The 20,929-nt window shown below is 61.8% G+C and carries 18 protein-coding genes; 9 read left to right on the top strand and 9 right to left on the bottom strand.

Features of this window, described 5'->3' with window-relative positions:
- Nucleotide 1 precedes the first annotated feature (1 nt).
- The gene (locus ACT53S_RS09400; protein WP_476066777.1) at nt 2–442 is read right to left on the bottom strand and encodes an SRPBCC domain-containing protein; all 441 of its coding nucleotides are present in this window, start codon (nt 440–442) and stop codon (nt 2–4) included.
- Nucleotides 439–789 (bottom strand): ArsR/SmtB family transcription factor, encoded by a 351-nt coding sequence (locus tag ACT53S_RS09395; protein WP_476066776.1) that lies wholly within the window; start codon nt 787–789, stop codon nt 439–441. Before ACT53S_RS09395 ends, ACT53S_RS09400 begins: the two co-directional genes overlap by 4 nt.
- A 177-nt stretch (nt 790–966) precedes the next feature.
- Between ACT53S_RS09395 and ACT53S_RS09390 the strand changes: the two genes are divergently transcribed.
- Entirely contained in the window at nt 967–2,001 is a 1,035-nt protein-coding gene (locus ACT53S_RS09390; protein WP_476066775.1) for an alpha/beta hydrolase, read from the top strand.
- A gap of 47 nt (nt 2,002–2,048) precedes the next feature.
- Here ACT53S_RS09390 and carB read toward each other — a convergent pair whose 3' ends face one another.
- Nucleotides 2,049–5,531 carry a carbamoyl-phosphate synthase large subunit gene (gene carB, locus ACT53S_RS09385; protein ID WP_476066774.1) on the bottom strand — a complete coding sequence of 1,161 codons (3,483 nt, stop codon included), beginning with the start codon at nt 5,529–5,531 and terminating at the stop codon, nt 2,049–2,051.
- Between the two features lie 262 nt (nt 5,532–5,793).
- On the opposite strand from carB, the gene ACT53S_RS09380 reads away from it, so the two are divergent.
- Nucleotides 5,794–6,516: a DUF1868 domain-containing protein gene (locus tag ACT53S_RS09380; RefSeq protein ID WP_476066773.1), complete on the top strand. Its 723-nt coding sequence runs from the start codon at nt 5,794–5,796 to the stop codon at nt 6,514–6,516.
- 92 nt (nt 6,517–6,608) lie between these two features.
- On the opposite strand, the gene ACT53S_RS09375 is transcribed toward ACT53S_RS09380, so the two are convergent.
- Nucleotides 6,609–8,987: a methyl-accepting chemotaxis protein gene (locus tag ACT53S_RS09375; protein ID WP_476066772.1), complete on the bottom strand. Its 2,379-nt coding sequence runs from the start codon at nt 8,985–8,987 to the stop codon at nt 6,609–6,611.
- A 198-nt stretch (nt 8,988–9,185) separates the two neighbouring features.
- Here ACT53S_RS09375 and ACT53S_RS09370 point away from each other — a divergent pair, with 198 nt between their 5' ends.
- Nucleotides 9,186–10,673, top strand: coding sequence for an amidase (locus ACT53S_RS09370; protein WP_476066771.1), 1,488 nt, complete (start codon nt 9,186–9,188; stop codon nt 10,671–10,673).
- Between the two features lie 24 nt (nt 10,674–10,697).
- Here ACT53S_RS09370 and ACT53S_RS09365 read toward each other — a convergent pair whose 3' ends face one another.
- Nucleotides 10,698–11,723 carry a zinc-dependent alcohol dehydrogenase family protein gene (locus ACT53S_RS09365; RefSeq protein ID WP_476066770.1) on the bottom strand — a complete coding sequence of 342 codons (1,026 nt, stop codon included), beginning with the start codon at nt 11,721–11,723 and terminating at the stop codon, nt 10,698–10,700.
- A gap of 168 nt (nt 11,724–11,891) precedes the next feature.
- On the opposite strand from ACT53S_RS09365, the gene ACT53S_RS09360 reads away from it, so the two are divergent.
- On the top strand, nt 11,892–12,560 hold the full coding sequence (locus ACT53S_RS09360; protein WP_476066769.1) for a glutathione S-transferase family protein: 669 nt from the start codon (nt 11,892–11,894) through the stop codon (nt 12,558–12,560).
- A gap of 6 nt (nt 12,561–12,566) precedes the next feature.
- Here ACT53S_RS09360 and ACT53S_RS09355 read toward each other — a convergent pair whose 3' ends face one another.
- Together ACT53S_RS09355 and ACT53S_RS09350 are read right to left on the bottom strand one after the other, a co-directional pair.
- Nucleotides 12,567–12,905: a LytTR family DNA-binding domain-containing protein gene (locus tag ACT53S_RS09355; RefSeq protein WP_476066768.1), complete on the bottom strand. Its 339-nt coding sequence runs from the start codon at nt 12,903–12,905 to the stop codon at nt 12,567–12,569.
- The gene (locus ACT53S_RS09350; protein WP_476066767.1) at nt 12,906–13,370 is read right to left on the bottom strand and encodes a hypothetical protein; all 465 of its coding nucleotides are present in this window, start codon (nt 13,368–13,370) and stop codon (nt 12,906–12,908) included.
- A gap of 105 nt (nt 13,371–13,475) precedes the next feature.
- Here ACT53S_RS09350 and ACT53S_RS09345 point away from each other — a divergent pair, with 105 nt between their 5' ends.
- Together ACT53S_RS09345 and ypfJ are read left to right on the top strand one after the other, a co-directional pair.
- Nucleotides 13,476–13,973, top strand: coding sequence for a DUF2306 domain-containing protein (locus tag ACT53S_RS09345; protein ID WP_476066766.1), 498 nt, complete (start codon nt 13,476–13,478; stop codon nt 13,971–13,973).
- Between the two features lie 88 nt (nt 13,974–14,061).
- Nucleotides 14,062–14,985 carry a KPN_02809 family neutral zinc metallopeptidase gene (gene ypfJ / locus ACT53S_RS09340; protein ID WP_476066765.1) on the top strand — a complete coding sequence of 308 codons (924 nt, stop codon included), beginning with the start codon at nt 14,062–14,064 and terminating at the stop codon, nt 14,983–14,985.
- A gap of 54 nt (nt 14,986–15,039) precedes the next feature.
- Here the strand turns inward: ypfJ and ACT53S_RS09335 are convergent, their stop codons facing one another.
- A complete protein-coding gene (locus ACT53S_RS09335; RefSeq protein ID WP_476066764.1) occupies nt 15,040–15,519 on the bottom strand; it encodes a DUF2938 domain-containing protein in 480 nt (159 codons plus the stop codon).
- Nucleotides 15,520–15,763: 244 nt separating this feature from the next.
- Here ACT53S_RS09335 and ACT53S_RS09330 point away from each other — a divergent pair, with 244 nt between their 5' ends.
- Both ACT53S_RS09330 and ACT53S_RS09325 read left to right on the top strand, forming a co-directional pair.
- Nucleotides 15,764–17,167: an MATE family efflux transporter gene (locus tag ACT53S_RS09330; RefSeq protein ID WP_476066763.1), complete on the top strand. Its 1,404-nt coding sequence runs from the start codon at nt 15,764–15,766 to the stop codon at nt 17,165–17,167.
- A 269-nt stretch (nt 17,168–17,436) separates the two neighbouring features.
- On the top strand, nt 17,437–18,738 hold the full coding sequence (locus ACT53S_RS09325) for a methyl-accepting chemotaxis protein (RefSeq protein WP_476066762.1): 1,302 nt from the start codon (nt 17,437–17,439) through the stop codon (nt 18,736–18,738).
- A gap of 160 nt (nt 18,739–18,898) precedes the next feature.
- On the opposite strand, the gene carA is transcribed toward ACT53S_RS09325, so the two are convergent.
- A complete protein-coding gene (gene carA / locus ACT53S_RS09320) occupies nt 18,899–20,104 on the bottom strand; it encodes a glutamine-hydrolyzing carbamoyl-phosphate synthase small subunit (RefSeq protein ID WP_113375422.1) in 1,206 nt (401 codons plus the stop codon).
- A 318-nt stretch (nt 20,105–20,422) separates the two neighbouring features.
- Here carA and ACT53S_RS09315 point away from each other — a divergent pair, with 318 nt between their 5' ends.
- A complete protein-coding gene (locus tag ACT53S_RS09315; RefSeq protein WP_142070803.1) occupies nt 20,423–20,875 on the top strand; it encodes a GatB/YqeY domain-containing protein in 453 nt (150 codons plus the stop codon).
- The last annotated feature ends 54 nt before the right edge of the window (nt 20,876–20,929 follow it).

Here is a 20,929-nt window from a genome sequence, read left to right as displayed (position 1 = left end):
GTCACGGATCTCCGTTTGCCAGGACCTGCGCGAGGCGGTCGAAGTTCTGTTCGTTGGCGGCTCGGATGAATTTTGCAAGTTCTTGGTTTTCGTCGGTTGGCTCGAACAACATGCGCCAGGCGAGCCTCGTGCCACTCGCTTCGGGTTCAAAGGACATCTCCAGCGTGAAGACGTGCATCGGCTCGTGGTGAAGCGCGGTGATCCGCTTCGGTGCCTCGATGTCCAAAAAGGTCCAGCGATTGGCAAAATCCGTGCCGTCCGACGCGGTCATGGTCACATACCAGTCGCCGCCCGTGCGAAAATCGAAGGCGTCGATGCGGTTGGTGAAGCCGTGCGGTCCCCACCATGCCCCCAGTTTGGCAGGATCGGAGAAGGCGTCGAACAGGGTGTCGGCGTCGACGGGAAAGAGGCGGTCGTTGAGGATTTCGAGCTTGTCGGTCATGGCGTCTCTCCCTTGCCCCCAGAGGTCGATTGCAGTGTTGCGAGATAGTCTTCGAGGCGGTCCAGTCGCTGTTCCCAGAGCTTGCGATAGTCGCCGACCCAGCTGTCGACCGCCTTCAGCGGGGCGGGTTCCAGCCGGCAGGGGCGCCATTGGGCGCTGCGGCTGCGGGAAATGAGCTTGGCCCGCTCCAGGACCTTCAAATGCTTGGAGACTGCAGGCAGGCTCATGGCGAAGGGTTCGGCCAGTTCATTGACAGTCGCTTCGCCCGTGGACAGGCGTGCGAGGATGGCGCGGCGCGTCGGGTCGGCGAGGGCGAACAGGGTGATCGATAGCGGATCGGTGCTCATGACTATTTGGTCACGTAATTAACCTATAAGTTAAATAAAGTAGAATTTTGGGGGAGTCAAGTTCGCTTGCTGTCCGCTGCTTTGTCTTCTGAGGCTGAAGCCCGGTTGCGGATTGTGTTTTTCCATGTTTATGCAATTATAAGGCGAGTAAGCAGCTGGACGAGTGGGGGATGGGGCATGTCATATGATTACTTGATGACAGCGAGACGGCTTCGGAGCGGCGAGTTCACCAGCGAACCAGGGCCACTGCGATTTATCAAAATCAGTCGTGATCGCACGAGTTACGGCGCCGCAGACGTGGTTTCAAGTCCAGCGGTTTGGGCTGCAGAACTTCAGGGGTTGGCCGACGGAGATGAGAATCCCAACTCAATCAGCCCGACCGGGGACGTATTGATCTTCGTCCACGGTTATAACAACTCAATGTCTGTCGTCATCGAGCGCACGCGGCAATTGCGAAATAGCCTGCGAACTGAAGGATGGCGCGGGGAAGTAATCGCTTTTGATTGGCCGAGCGCGAACCAAGTGTTGAACTACATTGAGGACCGGCAGGACGGTGCGGCTGTTGCAGGAGAGATGGTCACCAAAGGTATCCGGCTGCTCAGTCAGGGTCAGATAAATGGCTGCCAAACCAACGTACACGTACTGGCGCACTCAGCAGGCTGCTACGTGACGATGGAAGCTTTCGTTCAGGCAGAGAAATTCGGTAAGCTCTTCAAGGAAGACTGGCGTATCGGTCAGGTCGCTTTCATCGCGGGTGACGTCTCTTCCGATAGCCTCTCTCAAAAGAGCGATTGGAGCGCGCCCATGTTCAGGCGCATCATGCGATTGACAAACTATTTCAGTCACTTTGATGCCGCGCTTGCGGTGTCTAACGCTAAACGTCTCGGCGCAGCACCTCGCGCGGGTCGAGTTGGGCTGCCGACCGATGCTCCGCGCAAGGCAATTGACGTAAATTGCAGTACCTATTTTAAATCACTGCCACCGCAGCCAGGATGGTCGGGGGCATCGTGGACCCATTCTTGGTATATCGGTAACCCTGTTTTCGCCCGTGATCTTGCGATGACACTCGAAGGCGCCATTGACAGGGCGGGTATCCCCACGCGCACCAAGACTTCTGAGGGCCTTGTGCTTGTGGACGAACAACGTCCCTTGTTCCAGGCAGAATGGAACATCAAGGAGACCGCAAGGTTCAGCGACGAGAGAACCGTGTGATGCCGCGCCCGAGGAAGTTAAGGGCGCTCGCGCGCCCCTAACATTACTCAGAAGTAGCTCTGAAGCGGGCGAACCTCGAGCTGGCCGCCCTTCAGCGCCCGGATGGCTTCTGCGGCGGCGAGGGCGCCGGCCATGGTGGTGTAATAGGGCACCTTCTGCATCAGGGCAGCACGGCGGAGCGACTTCGAATCCGAGATCGCCTTGTTGCCGTCGGTCGTGTTGATGACCAGCTGGACCTGACGGTTGCGGATGGCGTCTTCGATATGCGGACGGCCTTCCAGCACCTTGTTGATCTTGATCGCCGGGATATCGTTTTCGGCGAGGAAGCGCTGGGTGCCGCCGGTTGCCATGACCTTGAAGCCGATCTCGGTCAGGATCAGGATGGCCGGCAGGACGCGGGCCTTGTCTTCGTCACGGACGGAGACGAAGACCGTCCCGTCGCGCGGCAACTCGACATTGGCGCCGAGCTGGCTCTTGGCGAAGGCCAGCGCGAAATCGGTGTCGAGGCCCATGACTTCGCCGGTCGAGCGCATTTCCGGGCCGAGCAGCGTATCGACGCCGGGGAAGCGCGCGAACGGGAAGACAGCTTCCTTGACCGCGATGTGGTTCAGGTTGCGCGGGTCTGGCTTCTTGCCATAGGCGGCGATCGCCTGGTCGAGCTTCTCGCCGGTCATGACGCGGGCGGCGATCTTGGCAATCGGCGCGCCGATGGTCTTGGCGACGAAAGGCACCGTGCGCGAGGCGCGCGGGTTGACTTCGAGCACGTAAATCACGTCGTCCTTGATGGCGTACTGGACGTTCATCAGGCCGCCGACATTGAGCGCCTTGGCCATGGCGGCCGTCTGGCGTTCCAGTTCGTCCAGCATGTCCTTGGACAGCGAACGCGAAGGCAGCGAGCAGGCCGAGTCACCCGAGTGGATGCCGGCTTCCTCGATATGCTCCATGATGCCCGAGACGAAGACGGTTTCGCCATCGCAAAGCGCATCGACGTCGACTTCGATGGCATTGGTGAGGTAGCTGTCGAACAGCAGCGGGTTCTTGCCCAGCAGGGTGTTGATCTGGCCGGTCTTGTCGTTCGGATAGCGCTGCTTGATGTCCTCGGGGACCAGACCCGGAACGGTGTCGAGCAGGTAGGACTGCAGCTGGCCTTCCGAATGGATGATCTGCATGGCGCGGCCGCCGAGCACGTAGGACGGGCGAACGACCAGCGGGAAGCCAATTTCGGTGGCGACCAGACGGGCCTGTTCGACCGAATAGGCGATGCCGTTGTTTGGCTGCGTCAGGTCGAGCTTCATCAGGAGCTTCTGGAAGCGGTCGCGGTCTTCGGCGAGGTCGATCATGTCGGGGGCGGTGCCGAGGATCGGGATGCCGTTCTTTTCCAGCGCTTCGGCGAGCTTCAGCGGCGTCTGGCCACCGAACTGGACGATGACGCCGACGACTTCACCCTTTTCCTGCTCGGCGCGCAGGATTTCGATCACGTCTTCGGCCGTCAGCGGCTCGAAATAGAGGCGGTCGGAGGTGTCGTAATCGGTCGAGACCGTTTCCGGGTTGCAGTTCACCATGATCGCTTCGAAGCCGGCATCCTTCAGGGCGAAGGCCGCGTGGCAGCAGCAATAGTCGAACTCGATGCCCTGACCAATGCGGTTCGGGCCGCCGCCGAGGATGACGACCTTCTTGCGGTCCGAGACCTGGGCTTCGGAGCGGAGCTGGCCGACGAAGGGCGTCTCATAGGACGAGTACATATAGGCGGTCGGCGAGGCGAATTCGGCAGCGCAGGTGTCGATGCGCTTGAAGACGGGGCGAACGCCCAGGCCATTGCGCAGTTCAGCGACTTCCTTCGGGCGCTTGCCGGAGAGCGAGGCGAGGCGGGCATCGGAGAAGCCCATGGCCTTCAGCGCGCGCAGGTTTTCGGCATCTTCCGGCAGACCATGCTCGCGTACGCGGGCTTCCATGTCGGTGATCGCCTTGAACTGGGCGATGAACCACGGGTCGATCTTGCAGCCTTCGTGCACTTCTTCCGGCGACATGCCGAGACGCAGCGCCTGGGCAACCATGCGCAGGCGGTCCGGCGTCGGCGTGCCGATGGCGGCGCGGATGGCGTTCTTGTCGTCGCCCTGACCAAGGCCGGGGATCTCGATTTCGTCGAGGCCGGTGAGGCCGGTCTCAAGGCCGCGCAGGGCCTTTTGCAGCGATTCGGCAAAGGTGCGGCCGATGGCCATGACTTCGCCGACCGACTTCATCGCGGTGGTCAGGGTCGGCTCGGCGCCGGGGAATTTCTCGAAGGCAAAACGCGGGATCTTGGTGACGACGTAGTCGATCGACGGTTCGAAGGAGGCGGGCGTCGCGCCGCCGGTGATGTCGTTGTCGAGTTCGTCCAGCGTATAGCCGACGGCGAGCTTGGCGGCGACCTTGGCGATCGGGAAGCCGGTGGCCTTCGAGGCGAGCGCCGACGAGCGCGAGACGCGCGGGTTCATCTCGATAACGACGAGGCGGCCGTCCTTCGGGTTGACGGCGAACTGGACGTTCGAGCCGCCGGTTTCAACGCCGATCTCGCGCAGAACCGCGATCGAAGCGTTGCGCATGATCTGGTATTCCTTGTCCGTCAGCGTCAGCGCCGGAGCAACGGTGATCGAGTCACCGGTGTGCACGCCCATCGGGTCGATGTTCTCGATCGAGCAGATGATGATGCAGTTGTCCGCCTTGTCGCGGACGACTTCCATTTCATATTCCTTCCAGCCGAGGACGCTTTCCTCGATCAGGACTTCCGTCGTCGGCGAGGCGTCGAGGCCGGAATTGATGATCTCGTAGAATTCCGAGCGGTTGTAGGCGATGCCGCCGCCGGTGCCGCCCATGGTGAAGGAGGGGCGGATGATGGCGGGCAGGCCGACATGGTCGAGCGCCTGGGCGGCGATTGCCATGGCATGGGCCATGTAGCGCTGCTTGCGGTCGGTTTCGCCGAGGTTCCACTGGTTTTCCAGCTCGTCGAGTGCCTTGTCGAGTTCGGCGCCGGAGAGCTTGGCGCGCAGTTCGGCGCGGGCGGCTTCATGGGTCTTGCGGTCGGCGTCCTTGATTTCGGTGGCGTTTGCCAGCATCGACTTCGGTGTTTCGAGCCCGATGCGTGCCATGGCCTCGCGGAAGAGGGCGCGGTCTTCGGCCATGTCGATCGCGGCGGGCTTGGCGCCGATCATCTCGACATTGTAGCGGTCGAGCACGCCCATGCGCTTCAATGAAAGCGCAGTGTTGAGTGCCGTCTGGCCGCCCATGGTCGGGAGCAGCGCATCGGGGCGCTCCTTGGCGATGATCTTGGCGACGACCTCAGGCGTGATCGGCTCGACATAAGTCGCGTCGGCGAGGCCCGGATCGGTCATGATGGTGGCCGGGTTGGAGTTGACCAGGATGACCCGGTAGCCTTCTTCCTTCAGCGCCTTGACGGCCTGGGTGCCGGAATAGTCGAATTCACATGCCTGGCCAATGACGATCGGCCCCGCGCCAATGATGAGGATGGACTTGATATCTTGGCGCTTGGGCATGGCTCTATCCGTTCTTTGACCTGCGCGAAAAACCGGCCTGGGTGAGGGAGGTCACCGGCCGGGCGCAGAGAGATGGTCTTTTCAGGCTAGAAGCGGCTTATAGGGAAAGTCGGCGCGCAAACCAACCCCATAATTGCCGGCTTTGACAGGAAAATTGGGCCGGATCGGAATGGCGAGGGAAGGTGCGGATTTGCGATCCGCTGTCACACGCTCTTCTTCTGGGTCCTTTAGGGAGCAGACGCCCTGCCACTGGACCGCCCTCATGACACTCTCCAAGCTTCCGCCGCATCTCAGCGGTTTTTCCCGCAGCCTCCATCCCGAGCCGATCCCGCATCTCGACACCCGCTACAATTCCTCCGGTGTGTTTCTGCCGGAACCCGGCAACACGATCGTGTGCCATCTCGTGCCCGACTCTGAAACCGAGGTGGTTCTGCGTGACATGCGCCAACGCTATGGTGCGATGCCGGGCGGCGAACGGCTCGCCTTCACGGCGGAATCAAGCCTCCACATGACCCTCTTCCAGGGTATCATTGAATACAGACGTCAGTTGCCCTATTGGCCCGACGACGTGCCTCTCGAGACGCCGATCGACGACATGACGGCGATCTTCCTCGATCGGCTCGCTGGTTTTCAGCCGGGCCCGGCGTTTCAGATGGAGGTCACCGGAGCGACGCCGAATGGGCTGACGCTACAGGGTGTCTCTGAGGAGGATCGGGCGGCGCTTCGCTCGTGGCGCGACAGGTTGGCAGACCTGTTGGGCTATCGTCATCCCGACCATGAAACATACGCGTTTCATATCACCTTCGCCTACCTGACCGAGCGTTTCGAGGACGAGGCGATTTGGGCGTGGCAGTCTTTCCTGGACGAAGTCGTCGAGGAGATCCGCCAACGCGCGCCGGTTATCGCGCTCAGACCGCCGGCCTTCTGCTGCTTCGACGACATGAACCATTTCGAGGAACTGCTGGTTTTGGACGCCACGGCATGAGCGCGGTGCGTATTGGTCCCTCGCTCGTCATCTGAGACGAAAAATGGCGGGACCAGCCCGCCATCTCCGTCGCTTGGTCGGCGAGAGTTTGCTCAGAATTCTTCCCATTCAGCACCGCTCGGGGCGGGTTTGGCTCCCATCGCGGAGGCGATCTTTCCTGCAAGCGCCCGGGCCGGTGACGCGACGGGGCGCGTCGTGGCAACAACCGGTGCCGGACGAACAGGAGCGGTTGAATTCATGGGCGCAGGGCGGGACGGGCCGGCGGCCGGAACAGTACGAGTGGTCGATTGGCGCATTGCTGCGTCCTGGCCAAGATTGAACTGAGCCAGACGCGAGGACAGCGCCTGCACTTCCGACACCAGCGTATGCGAGGCCGCGTTGGTTTCTTCGACCATCGCGGCGTTCTTCTGGGTGCCCTGATCCATGATGTTCACTGCGGCGTTGATCTCGTGGAGTCCGGTGGACTGCTCGCGGGCGGCATCAACGATCGCATGCACGTTTGTGTTGATCTGCTGAACTTCCGCGACGATGGCCGAGAGAGCCTCGCCGGTCTGGTCGACCAGCGAGACGCCGTGCTTGACCTGTTCGCCGGAGGCCGTGATCAGGGTCTTGATCTCCTTCGCGGCATTGGCAGAGCGCTGGGCGAGTTCGCGGACTTCCTGTGCCACGACCGCGAAGCCCTTGCCGGCTTCGCCTGCGCGAGCCGCCTCGACGCCTGCGTTCAGCGCCAGAAGATTGGTCTGGAAGGCGATCTCGTCGATGACGCCGATGATGTTGGAAATCGACTGCGAGGACTGCTCGATGGCGCTCATGGCGTCGATGGCCGAGCGGACGACCTCACCGGATCTTTCCGCGCTCTCCTTGGTGCGGCTGACCTGCAGCCCCGCATCCTCGGCGCGCTCCGTGCTCTCCTTGACCGAGCGGGTGATCTGGGAGAGGGCGGCTGATGTCTGTTCAACGGACGCGGCCTGCTGCTCTGTGCGGCGAGCCAGATCATCGGCGGCCGCGCGGATCTCGTTGGAGCCGTTTGCAATGGTCGTTGCGTTTTCGCTGAAGGACAGGAGGGCCGCGCGCAGTTTCTCAACCGAGTCGTTGAAATTGCCACGGATTTCGTCCAGGGCCGGCGAGAAGGGCTTTTCGAGCCGGACCGTCATGTCGCCATCGGAGAGGCGAGCGAGGCCTGCCCGAAGTTCGTCGACGACGAAGCGGATCTCCTCCTCGCGGGCCTTGTGACCCTTCGAACGCTCGACCCGTTCGATCTCTTCCTGCTCGAAGCGGGCCTGCGCCTGTTCTTCGAGTTCGACTTTTTTCCGGTTGCCCTCCAAGAGGATGCCGAGCGAGCGGGAGAGGTCGCCAATCTCGTCGCCGCGATCTTTGTCGGTCAGTTCGACATTGAGATCGCCGGAGGCGATGCGGGTGGTCTGGTCGATGACGCGGTTGATACGGCCGATGAAGCCACGGGCGAGGAGCCAGCCGACCAGCACCAGGAAGACGGTGGCACCGGCGATGATCAGGACGGATGCCCACACGGTTTGCGTGAGGCCGCTCAGGACGGTGGTGCTGGGCACTGCCACGACCACATTCCAGATGGCGCCTTCGAAGGGTTCGATCGGCACGGCGATCGCCAAACGTTCGATCCCGTCCTTGTCGGTGATCATGCCGACGGTGCCGGGCGCCTTGAGAAGAGCTTCCCAGCCGGCCACGTCACCGCCGCTGTCTTTCAGCGGCTTGCCCATGACGTCTTTTTCCGGATGGCTGACGAAGCTGTTGGCTGAAGAAAGAAGGGCAACGTAACCGTCACCGAGCGGTCGGTTGGCGGCGAGATCGGCAGCGGTCTTGTCGAGGTCGATGTCCGCGCCGACATAGCCGACAGGCTTGCCGGCGTCGAAGACGGGCAGCGAGATGGTGGTCATCAGCACGTCCTTGCCGTCCACGGGGTAGACGTAAGGTTCGAGCAGGGCCGGTTTGCCGGTTTTCACAGGCAGTTGGTAATAGTCGCCCACGCCTGGCTTGTCGTAGTCGATCAGTACGTCCGTCTTGATGGCTCCGCCCGAGCGGAAGATGTAGGGCACGAAGCGCCCGCTCTGGTCGTGGGCGGGTTTGCCGACGAATTCCCGGTCCTTGCCGTCGAAGGCATCGGGCTCCCAGCCGGTCGATACGCCGATCGACGCCGGATAGGACTCCAGGGCCTTTTGCATCACCGCCATCACCGTCGCCCGGTCGGCTTGTCCATTGGCGCGAAGGGCCATGATGGACGTTTCGATGCCCACAACCATTTGATGGCTGACGCGCAGGCTCTGTTCGATCTCTGCCGCTGCCTCAGAGGCAGCCATGTGCATCTGGTTGATCCCGGCATTGCGGATATGGCCATAGGTCAGTCCGAGCAGCGTCGCGGCGACTCCGATGGTGGTGACGACGCCGAGCCCGACAGTTGAAAAGATGTTCCGGCTCGTGGCGGATTTGAAGAGCATGGGCCTTTCCCTCATTAGCCTTGATGCAAGCGTAGCGGCGACAGCCGCCATCCCGGTGCGCGACCGGGTTCCACCCTGAATCTAGCTCCGCATGGTTAAGTACTCCTTTATATTCGACTGCACGGTTGATGGCGATTTTCTATTGTCATCACACGGTTTCCTCCCGATGCTCTCGAGATCGCGGGGTCGATATGGGGGATGATGTTGCAGGAGTATGGTGATTTCGACGGTCTCGGTCTGGCGGCGCTGATCCGCCGCGGCGAGGTTTCCGCGAGCGAGGTTCTGGACGCGGCAATCGCGCGGATCGAGGCGGTCAATCCAAAGATCAACGCTGTCGTGCGGCCGCTTTTCGAGCAGGCGCGCTGCCGTGTGTCCTCGGGCGCGGGCGAGGGGCCATTGGCAGGCGTGCCATTTCTGATCAAGGACCTGCTGGCGCAGGTCGACGGCGTTCCGACGGGCAATGGCAACCGGTACTGGGCTGGACAGCCGGCGCAGGGAGACAGCGAGCTTGTTCGCCGTTGGCAGAAGGCCGGGCTGGTCGTTGCCGGCAAAACCAACACGCCCGAATTCGGTCTCACCCCCTATACTGAGCCAAACGCCACGGGGGCGGCGCGCAATCCTTGGGACCTTAGCCGGACACCCGGCGGTTCGTCCGGTGGGTCGGCTGCGGCGGTTGCGAGCGGCATGGTGCCGATTGCCTCCGGCGGCGACGGCGGCGGTTCCATCCGCATTCCGGCGTCGGCCTGCGGTGTGTTCGGGCTGAAGCCGACGCGAGGGCGCACGCCCGCTGGTCCCTTTATCGGCGATGCCTGGTCCGGCTTTGCGATCGAACACGTGCTGAGCCGCAGCGTGCGCGACAGTGCGGCTGTGCTCGACGCCACGCACGGGCCGGATGTGGGGTCGCCGCATCCGCTGCCAGTGTTCAACGGCTCCTATCTCGATGCCGTTTCGAGGCCGCCGGGGAGACTCAAGATCGCCGTTTCCAAAGCGCCCATGCTGGGCAAAGCAGTCTCGGCAGAGGTCGCGACCGCGTTCGACGAGGCCACGCGGCTTCTTGCCGATCTCGGCCACGAGGTCGTCGAGGCGGCTCCACCGGTGGATCGCGAGGCCTTTTCCATGGCCTTTCTCACGGCTCTCGCCGGGGAGCTTCGCGCAGACATCGAATTCACCGCCCAGACTTTTGGCGTGCCGATCCGTCCGGGCGACTACGATGCCTCGTCCTTCGGCATGGGCTTGCTGGGCGACGGGTTCTCGGCGGCCGAACTGATTGCGGCACACCGTTATCTCAAGCTTTCCAGCCGCTCGGTCCTCGGCTTCTTCAGCGACTACGACGTGCTCATGACGCCGGTGCTGTCTTCGCTGCCGGTGAAGATTGGAGCGCTGCAGCCTTCGTCCGTGGAAAAGGCGCTTCTCAAGGTTCTCGGCCATGTCGGCGGCGGATGGCTGCTGCGAAAGCTCGGGATCGCCGAACAACTGGCGGCGGAGACCTTCGAGTTCATCCCCTGGACGCCGGTCTTCAACGTAACGGGCCAGCCGGCCATGTCGGTCCCCTTAGGCTGGTCGCTGGAAGGCCTGCCCATCGGCATGCATTTCGTCGGGCGTTTTGCGGAGGAGGAAACCCTTTTCTCGCTCGCCGGACAACTGGAGCAGGCGCGCCCCTGGAAGGACAAGCGTCCCGCAGTGTGACTGCGGGCGCTGCATCCGTCAGGTTTAAAGACCCGGCACCACCAGAACCTTGACCTCGCCCTTTGCCGGCGGATTGCTCACGACAGCGGGCGCTTGGGCGAGCGAGACCCTGCGCGATATCAGCTGCTCGACCTCTATCTTGCCGGAGGCGATCAGATCGGCAGCCCGGCGGTGGGTGAAGGGGTTGAGGAAGGAGGTGACGAGTTTCACCTCTCGGAAGAGCAGGTCAAAAGGCTCGATGGAAATCGTCTCGCCTTGCGGCATGACACCCAGGATGACCGCCGTCCCGCCTGGGCGGGCGAGTTTCGTCGCCTGGATTACTGTTTCACCCACACCGGCGCATTCGAGCACGACATCGACGCCACCGGGCACGAGCCCGTTGGGGCCGGTTATGGTTTCGATGATGTCGGCGGCAGAGGGATCGACACTTGCGGTCGCGCCCAGCTCTTCTGCCAGGGTGCGCCGTGAAGCCTGGCGGGTCGAGAGGATCACCGTCGTCGCTCCGGCAAGCCGCGCCAGCTGAACCGCCAGCAGACCAATGACACCGCCGCCAAGAACAACCACGGACGAACCCGCCTGTATGCCGGCGAGGTCGATGCCGTGCAGGCAGCAGGCAAGCGGTTCGCAGAAGGCGCCATGCATGGGGTCGAGGTTGGCGGGAAGGAGGAAAGCCTGCTTTTGCGGGACAAGCACATAGTCCGCAAAGCCGCCATCGCGATGGATGCCGATCGCCTGCAGATTGCGGCAGAGATTGACGCGACCGTTGACGCAGTGGCTGCAGCGGCCGCAGGCGATATTGGGGTCGCCGGTGATGCGATCACCGACGGCAAAGCCCGACACATGCGATCCCGTGGCTTCGATGATGCCGGAGAATTCATGGCCAAGCGTCACCGGCGGCCTGGAGGGAAATTCTCCGTGAAACAGGTGGCGATCGGTGCCGCAGACTCCGCATGCCTCGACGCGAACCAAGAGATCATCCGGGCCGGGTGTCGGCTTGTCCACCTCCCGCGTGAACAGTTGTCCGATCCCTTCCAGGCGCATTGCCTTCATTGCAGTCTCCTCCAAAAATGACTCATCCCCCGGCCGATAGTGGCATGTGGAACAATGTGCTGCCAACCGGCGAATCTGTGCCGGCGTAACCGAAACTCGCCCCGCACGGTCGACGGGACATGAGATCGGCCCTAGATAGGCAGTTCATGACCATTGGGGTGCTTCTTCATGATCACTGTGCATTACCTCGACAACTCTCGCGCCCACCGCATTCTATGGCTGCTGGAGGAGCTCGGGCTCGACTATCAGGTCAAAGTCTATCATCGGACGAAGGACTATCTGGCGCCCAAGGAATTGAAATCCATCCATCCGCTGGGCAAGTCTCCGGTGATCGAGGACAATGGCCGCGTGATCGCCGAAAGCGGTGCGATCATGGAATACCTGATCGAGACCTATGGCGGCGAGGGGCTGAGGCCGGCTGTCGGGACCGAGGACAGGCTGCGCTACCGCTACTGGATGCACTACGCGGAAGGCTCTGCCATGCCGCTCCTGGTGATGAAACTAATCTTTTCCCGCATTCCCGGGCAGGTGCCCTTCTTCATCCGGCCCGTGGCCCGAATGATCAGTCAGGGTGTTTCAAAGAAGCTGCTTGATCCCCAGCTATCCGATCATCTCGATCTCTGGATAAGCGAGGTAGGCAAGGACGGATGGTTTGCTGGCCGGGACTTTTCCGCTGCCGACATCGCCATGAGCTTTCCCGTCGAGGCTGGATTGACGCGCATTGCCGATGGCAAGGACACGTCCGTGCTGAGAGGCTGGATCGAGCGCATCCGTGCGCGTCCTGCCTATCAACGGGCGCTGTCGCGCGGCGGCGAATACGGTTACGCCAAAAATTGACGTCCCCTACAACGCGCCGAAACGACTCCGTACCGTGTCGGAATAGCTGCGGCTGACCGGCACGGCCGTGCCCGATTTCAACCGGATGACGGCGCGACCGCCGGCTTTTTCCAGCCCCGCAACATGGTCAGCTGCCACCCAATGGGAGCGGTGGGTCTGCAAGCCATCGGTGGTGCCGAGTTCGCCCAACGCGTCGGAGAAGCGCAGCAATATCAACTGACGCCCACGCGCCGTGGTGACGACGGTATAGTGGTCCTCGACGGTAAGATGCAGGATCGGTCCGCGGATGTCCGGCTTCAGGCGGCCAAGCAGCGGCGGGGGCACCTGCGGGATTGGAGCTGACACCTACGTCAGCTGGGGCGGTTCAGGAGCGGGCGGTCTTGCCGACATCGTCATATGGGTCAGCAGGCTAAAGAGGATGGAGAGTGGCAGACAGACGGCAAGCTGGCTGCCATAGGAGAGGGTGGTCGGTGTCAGGCCGAGCCATGACCATCGGACAAGCTCGACTGCGGCTGCCACGAAGGGGGTGGCGATGGCGGCGTTGATCGTGAGGAGCGCGAGCGTGCTCGATATGTGCGCTCCGAGCCAGATTTCCCCAAGCGTGATGATGGCGATCGCCACCGCCCAGGCCGCCGCATGAAGCAAGGTCCAGAAGGCCGCCCGTTCGGCAAGGCCCATGCCCTGCATGGTGCCCGAGGGGCCGGTGGCGACAAAGATGGCAACCACAATCGCGAAGGTCGCCCACAGGCGGGGTGACCGGATCAGCGTTGTCCATTCACGAAGCGCAGACTGCAAGACGGTGCTGTTCACGAATTTCTCTCGACATCGACGGCAAAACATTTGCCGCGCAGGCCGCCCGGTGCGATCAGCACGACACCGTCCATTGAACCTCTGATCCTGTCCAAGGCAAGCCCGATGTCGATTTCTCTGCTCCAGCAAGCCTCCCCTGCCATCCAGGTCCATGTGATCACGGCCCTCTCAGCTCTTCTTCTCGGCGCCTATCTGCTCCTCGCCACCAAGGGCACGAAGACACACAGGATCCTCGGGCGGATCTGGATCGGCATCATGGTCCTCACGTCGGTGTCGAGCTTCTTCATTCATTCGCTCCGCCTGTTTTATGGCTTCAGCCCGATCCATATCCTCTCGGTGATGACGCTGGTCGGCAGCTGGCAGGCCGTTGCTGCAGCGCGGACCGGGCGGATTGCGGAGCATCGCCGGCATGTCGGCAATCTCTATTTGTTGGCGCTCCTGACTGCCGGCGCCTTCACCCTCCTGCCGGGACGCCTCATGCACCGGCTGTTGTTCGGTGAAGGGCAGGGGCATGCCCATCTTCTGGCGATCGGTATGCTGCTCCTGATCGTTGTTTTCTTCCAATGGCGGTTGAGGCGGGATGCTCGACCGCTTGCCCCCTGATCTCCAAGACAGCTTTCGGTCTATGGTGTTAGGGAACAGTTCGGCTATCTTCTCATTGTGAGGGGCAGTAGCGGAGAGAGGAAGCACCATGGAATGGAAGGGCCGTCGGCAGTCGGACAATATCGAGGATCGGCGCGGGCAATCATCTGGTGGCGGTTTTGGTCGAAACCCGTTTGGCCGGTCCGGTATTCAGATCCCCATGGGCGGTCGTCGTGGCGGTGGCCTGAGCTTCGGGACCATCATCTTTCTGGTTGTCATCTACTTCGTGTTGAAGGCCATGGGCATCGACATGCTGCAGGTGCTGGGTGAGGGAAACATGTCTGGCGGCTCGGGCTACGAGCAACAGGTCGGCTCCAGGCCTTCGACACCATCCGATGACGAGATGACCGCCTTTGTCCGGACCGTGCTTGCGGAGACGGAAACGACCTGGTCGAGCATCTTCAAGCAGTCCGGAGAAACGTATCCGGAGCCGACGCTGGTGCTGTTCAGCGGTTCGACGCGGTCCGCGTGCGGGCAGGCGTCGTCCGCGACCGGCCCGTTCTATTGCCCGGGTGACCGCAAGGTCTATCTGGACACTGAGTTCTTTGCCCAGCTGGAGCAACAGTTTGATGCAGCAGGCGACTTCGCCCAGGCCTATGTGATCGCACACGAGGTCGGTCATCACGTCCAGAACCTCACCGGTGTGTTGCCCGAGTTCAACCGCCAGCGACAGGCAATGGGCGAGCGCGAGGCCAACAGAATGTCGGTACGCGTCGAGTTGCAGGCAGATTGTTATGCCGGCATCTGGGCGAAGTCTGCGGACAAGGAGGGCATTCTCTCCGACGGCGACCTGGAAGAGGCGCTGAACGCCGCCCAGCAGATCGGTGACGACACCCTGCAGAAGCGCAGCCAGGGTTATGTCGTGCCGGATGCCTTCAACCACGGCACGTCTGCCCAGCGTATGAAGTGGTTCAAGCGTGGCTATGACAGCGGCAATGTCAACGCCTGCGATACGTTTACAGGCGATATCTGAGGACCGGTGCCGCAGGTCGCAGACCTGCGGCTGACATCTGTGCGTGACCCGAAATCAGCGGATCGCCAGGGCCGTTGCCCAGAGCCCAAGGCCGAAAACCGTATGGGCGCAAAGATTGAGCGCACGAACCTTGTTGGGGTTGGGCGTTCTTGACGCCGCCCAGCCGATGCCGAGGCCAGGCTGCAGCAGGAACCAGCCGGCTGCGACGGTCACGATCCCCCAGATCCAGGCGGGCAGGAAGGTCGGTTCTGCCAGCCACGTCGGCCCAACGATGAGAACAAGAATGACGCCGTAGAGAATGCCGACGGCATAGTGGCTGAGCCAGCCGAGTGCCAGTTCATGCCGGTAGGCTGCGGCGTCGGCGATGTTGTCGTGAAAGACTTTCCCGTTCTTCAAATGATAGAACCACCGGCCGACCGGGGCCCAGTTCGCGCGGGGTTGACGGAAGGCCAGCATCAGCGCGACGGCCCAGATGTCCATGGCAAGCGTTGCGCCGGCACCAATCACGATGCCCTTCCAGACCAATTCCAGCATTCATCCGTCCTGTTCGCTGCCGTCTTGCGGACAAACGTAAACCAGGAACAGCGACGTGGGAAAGGACGGTACGGTCCGGAAAAGACTCCTTTGCGCCTGTTTTTTCATCAATTCTGGTGATGCTTCGACCAATATTTCTGCAGTCTGTCGATTTCATCTTGCCGGTTCGCTTGCGGCCACTTATCCATCTGCGACATGCCGCTCGCCAGTCCCTGGAAGCGGCTTTTTTGTTGAGATCGAAGTCATGCAGGTCGATGCCGTTCCGCTCGAAACCCAAAGCCCGGCCCGAGATGATGCCGGGAGCTGGATGTCGCATATCCGCGCGACCCTTTCGCTTGGCATCCCGCTGATCGGGGCACAACTGGCGCAGCTTGGCATTCACACGACCGACGTGGTGATCGTCGGGCAGCTCGGCGCGGTTCCGCTCGCGGCGATGGTGCTGGCCGGCCAGTTCTTCTTCACGATCTTCATCTTCGGCTCCGGCTTCTCGATGGCCGTCATTCCCATGGTTGCGCAGGCATATGGTCGCAGTGACGTGATCTCGGTGCGCCGCTCGATCCGGATGGGTATGTGGGTGGCGATCCTCTACACACTGCTGACGGCGCCACTTTTCTATCATGCGGAAACGATCCTGTTGGCCTTGGGACAGAAGCCCGAGGTGGCCAGCCTTACGGCCGGTTATGTGCGCATCATCCAGTTCGGCCTTCTGCCGGCCCTGCTCTTTGCGGTTCTGCGGGCACTTGTCAGTGCCACGGGCCGTGCGCGGATCGTGCTTTGGGTCACACTCGGCATCCTCGTCTTGAATGCAATACTGGCCTACTGCCTCGTGCTCGGCCATTTCGGCTTTCCGGCGCTTGGAATGACAGGGGCTGCAATCGTCGCCGTCATCGTACAGTGGGTGAGCTTCCTCGCGATGGTGGTCTACCTGCAGACCCGCGAAGAGACGAAGCGCTACGAACTCTTCATCCGTTTCTGGCGGCCCGACTGGCAGGCGTTCCGGGAAGTCCTCCATCTGGGCCTGCCGATCAGCGTCACGGTTCTTGCTGAAGTCAGCCTGTTTACCGGTGCGTCATTGCTGATGGGACGTATCGGCACAATCGAACTTGCCGCGCATGGGATTGCGCTGCAGCTGGCATCGATCGCATTCATGATCCCGCTTGGCCTCTCCCAGGCTGCGACAGTGCGGGTCGGTGTCGCACATGGACGCGGAAATCATGGTGAATTGGTGCGGGCGGCCATTACCGTGACCAGCATCGCGGCGGTGCTGTCGCTGACGGGCGGGGTCTTGTTCATGGCAATCCCGCAGGTACTCGCCGGCGCCTTTCTCAACGAACACACGCCGGATGCGGCCGCGGTGCTCGCCTATGCCGGCCCGCTGGTCGCCATCGCAGGCATCTTTCAATTGGTCGATGGCCTGCAGGCGATCGCCAGTGGTCTGCTGCGGGGGCTGAAGGACGCGCGGGTGCCGATGATCATGGCATTGGTTGCCTACTGGCCGATCGGCTTCCTCCTCGCCTGGTTGCTCGCCTTTCCGCTGGGCGTCGGTGGGACCGGCATCTGGATCGGCTTCGTGATGGGACTTTCCAGTGCCGCGATCATGCTGTGCCTGCGCTTCTACCTGAAGGTCCGAGGTGAAGCTCGCCCGTGACCCAAGGGTACGCATGACAGAGGAAATCCTTCTACCAAAATATGGAGTTTAATCGATATAAAAAATTAACGCCGTTTCGGGACTTTGCCCCATCATAGTCAAGGTGGGCAAACATGCAGAATATTGAAGATGAGATAAAGCCGTGGGCGGGGGAGAGGCAGTCCATCGGAAGGGAATTATTTAATAAATTAGAGAAACACATCGAAGGTGTCAGCCTTCGATGCTATAAGTCATTTGACCCATCGATCTCTGTATTGTCCGACGAGGTGGTGGCGCGTGAGAAAATCAAGTTCAAGCATCTCTGCGAAGGCGGCTTCAACGAGAGCTATTTCTCCGCACAGGCTCCCGTGATCCGGTCAATTGCGGAGAAGACGGGCTTTACCAACTTCATCGTAAAAGCTGCCTCCATCTATGCGGCGGAGTGGACGCTCGCCGTTCTCGACGAGACGAAGTGGTCGCCGCGCAAGCGCGAAACCTATCTCCGCAGCATCATGGAATCGATCTTCACCGACATTGCGGTCGCAGTCCAAGTCCTGCTGCAGGACATCAATGGACAGGCAGCCTCGGAGCGTGATGCTTTCGAGCGGCAGAGGGTAGCAGATGCCGAAGCCGACAGCCGAACGATGCAGGTTCTGGGTCGAGCCCTCAACGAACTGGCCAGCGGCAATCTTGCGGTGCGCCTGACCGACGTGCTTCCGGAAAAGAACGAGGCTGCGCGACAGGATTTCAACCGGGCGACCGGTGCGCTTGACGGTGTCATGACGACGATCGTGCAAACGGTTGGCGATCTTTCCAATGTGGTGGAAGAGGTGTCGAGCGCCAGCGAAGACCTGTCTCGCAGAACGGAACAGCAGGCGCATGCGCTCGAAGAGACGGCATCGGCGCTGCACCAATTGACGACCGCTGTCCGAAGAACCTCCGACGGCGCGGCGACCGCGAGCCGTGTGGCCACTCAGGCCAGAGAGGAAGTGGGCCGCACCGGGGAGATCATGGCGGAGGCCGAATCGGCGATGAGCCAAATCGCTTCGAGCTCGCAGGAAATTGCCCGGATCGTTTCGGTCATCGATGAAATCGCGTTCCAGACGAACCTTCTGGCGCTCAATGCCGGCGTGGAGGCGGCGAGGGCCGGGGAATCCGGCAAGGGCTTTGCGGTTGTTGCCTCCGAGGTCCGCGCGCTTGCGCAGCGCTCGGCCGAAGCGGCCAAGGACATCCGCAATCTCATCGCGACCAGCTCAAATCAGGTCAAGCATGGCGTTTCCCTGGTCGAGACCACCAGCCAAACCCTTGCGGGTATCGTCCTCAAGGTGGCCGAAATCGACGACGTCATCGCGACCATCGCCAATTCGGCGCGCGATCAGGCGGGCGGCATTCAGGACATCACGGACTCCGTGACCGAGATGGACCGCACGACCCAGCAGAACGCAGCCATGGTTGAGGAGACCACCGCGGCCTCCGCCGTCATGCGCTCGAAATCGCGACACTTGTCGGAACTGCTCGGGGATTTCACGTTGACCCAGCAACCGCGCAACGCGGGTGTTCGTCTTGAGGCTGGCAGGCGCTCGGCGGCCTGATCCTGAAATGAAACAAGGGCGCGTCAGACGGCGCGCCCTTGGTTGGCTTGATGTTGATTGTCTCTGGAGCCGCCGGGTCCCGCATTCTTCATGCCGGAGTATGCAGTCGCAGTTATCCTGCGGGGGCCGGCTTACACGAAGTCGCCGGCATTCCGACTTCTCAGCGTTCGGCGAGTGCCGGTTCGCCCTTCGTTTCGCGCACCATGTTGATGAAGCGGCGGAAGAGGTAGTGGCTGTCCTGCGGGCCGGGCGAGGCTTCCGGGTGATGCTGGACGGAGAACACCGGCTTGCCCTTGAGGCGGAGACCGCAATTGGTGCCGTCGAACAGCGAAACGTGAGTCTCTTCAACATTTTCCGGCAGCGACTTCGAGTCGACCGCGAAGCCGTGGTTCATCGAGACGATCTCGACCTTGCCGGTGGTGAAGTCCTTGACGGGATGGTTTGCGCCGTGATGGCCCTGATGCATCTTCTCGGTCTTGCCGCCGAGCGCGAGGCCCAGCATCTGGTGGCCGAGGCAGATGCCGAAGAGCGGCTTCTCCGACTTGATCAGGTTCTGAATGGCGGGAACGGCATATTCGCCGGTCGCGGCCGGGTCGCCGGGGCCGTTTGACAGGAAGACGCCATCCGGGTTGAGCGCCAGGATATCCTCGGCAGATGTGGTGGCGGGAACGACGGTCACCTTGCAGTCGAGACCGGCGAAGAGGCGCAGGATGTTGCGCTTCACGCCGAAGTCGACGCAGACGATGTGATACTTGGCGTCATCGGCGCCGAGCGTGGTGTGGCCCTCGGTCCAGCTCCAGTCCTTTTCATTCCAGACGGAGGACTGGCCGGAGGAGGCGACCTTGGCGAGGTCGAGGCCTTCCAGGCCGCTCCAGGCCTTGGCTTCGGCCTTCAGGGCCTCGATGTCAAAATTGCCGTTGGGGTCATGCGCGATGACGGCATTCGGCGCGCCGTTTTCCCGGATCCAGGCGGTGAGCGCACGCGTGTCGACGCCGGAGAGGCCGATCACGCCACGGCTCTTCAGCCAGGCGTCGAGGTGGGACGCGGCGCGGTAGTTCGAGGGCTCGGTGATATCGGCCTTGAAGATGGTGCCGACCGCGCCGTGGCGGGCCGCCGGCGTCAGATCTTCAATATCTTCGTCGTTGGTGCCGACATTGCCGATATGCGGGAAGGTGAAGGTGACGATCTGGCCGAGATAAGAAGGATCTGTCAGGATTTCCTCGTAACCCGTGAGTGCCGTGTTGAAGCAGACTTCCGCCTGGACCTTGCCGGTCGCGCCGATGCCGTGGCCTTCGATGACCGTACCGTCGGCGAGAACGAGGAGGGCGGTCGGCTTGCGGGTTGTCCAGGGAGCTGTCGCGGTCATGGTCGTTCCTTGTTCGCCCGCGTGCCTGCCCCTTGTCGGGGCGGCGTCGCAGGACCATTTATGTTGCAGATCAAGGGCGCGCGAGGACGCGCGATTTCAGCCCTGATGACAATTTGCGTGCAGGTGCCGAGCAATAGACGGATCGATCGACAAGGTCAATTCGTCAGTTTCGAGGCGCGCGGATTTCTCCCAAACCATTTCAATGGTTTGTGCAATTCGTTTGCACTGCGGAAACTGTCTGGATATGAGAAGGCAACAACGAACAAGGAAAAGCCACAATTTCCGCCCGTCCGCTCTGGCTTTTCCGCGGAGAAAACAATGCTACGCGATGTACTCGCCAATACGCTGAAAGAGTCTTTGAAGGCCAAGGATGTGCGCCGGACCTCGACCGTGCGTCTGATCCAGACGGCGATCAAGGACCGCGATATCGCCCATCGCGGCGCCGGCAAGGATCCGGTGACCGACGAGGAAATCATGCAGATCCTGATGAAGATGATCAAGCAGCGCGACGAGTCTGCCAAGATTTACGCGGACAACAATCGTCCGGAGCTTGCTGCGCAGGAACTTGAGGAAATCGAGATCATCAAGTCCTTCATGCCGGAGCAGATCCCGGAGGAGAAGGTGCGGGAACTGTGCCAGGCCGTGATTGCCGAAACCGGCGCGCAGGGCCTGCGCGACATGGGCAAGTGCATCGGCGCCCTCAAGGAGCGGTATGCCGGCCAGATGGACTTTGCCAAGGCCTCGGGCGTCGTCAAGGACCTGTTGAAATAGGCCGCGATCATCCGTGGCAAGATCTTACGGCGCCGCCTTTGGGCGGCGTCTTGC

Source organism: Allorhizobium sp. DMC15 (assembly GCF_056314065.1).
This window is presented reverse-complemented; position numbering and strand designations above follow the sequence as displayed.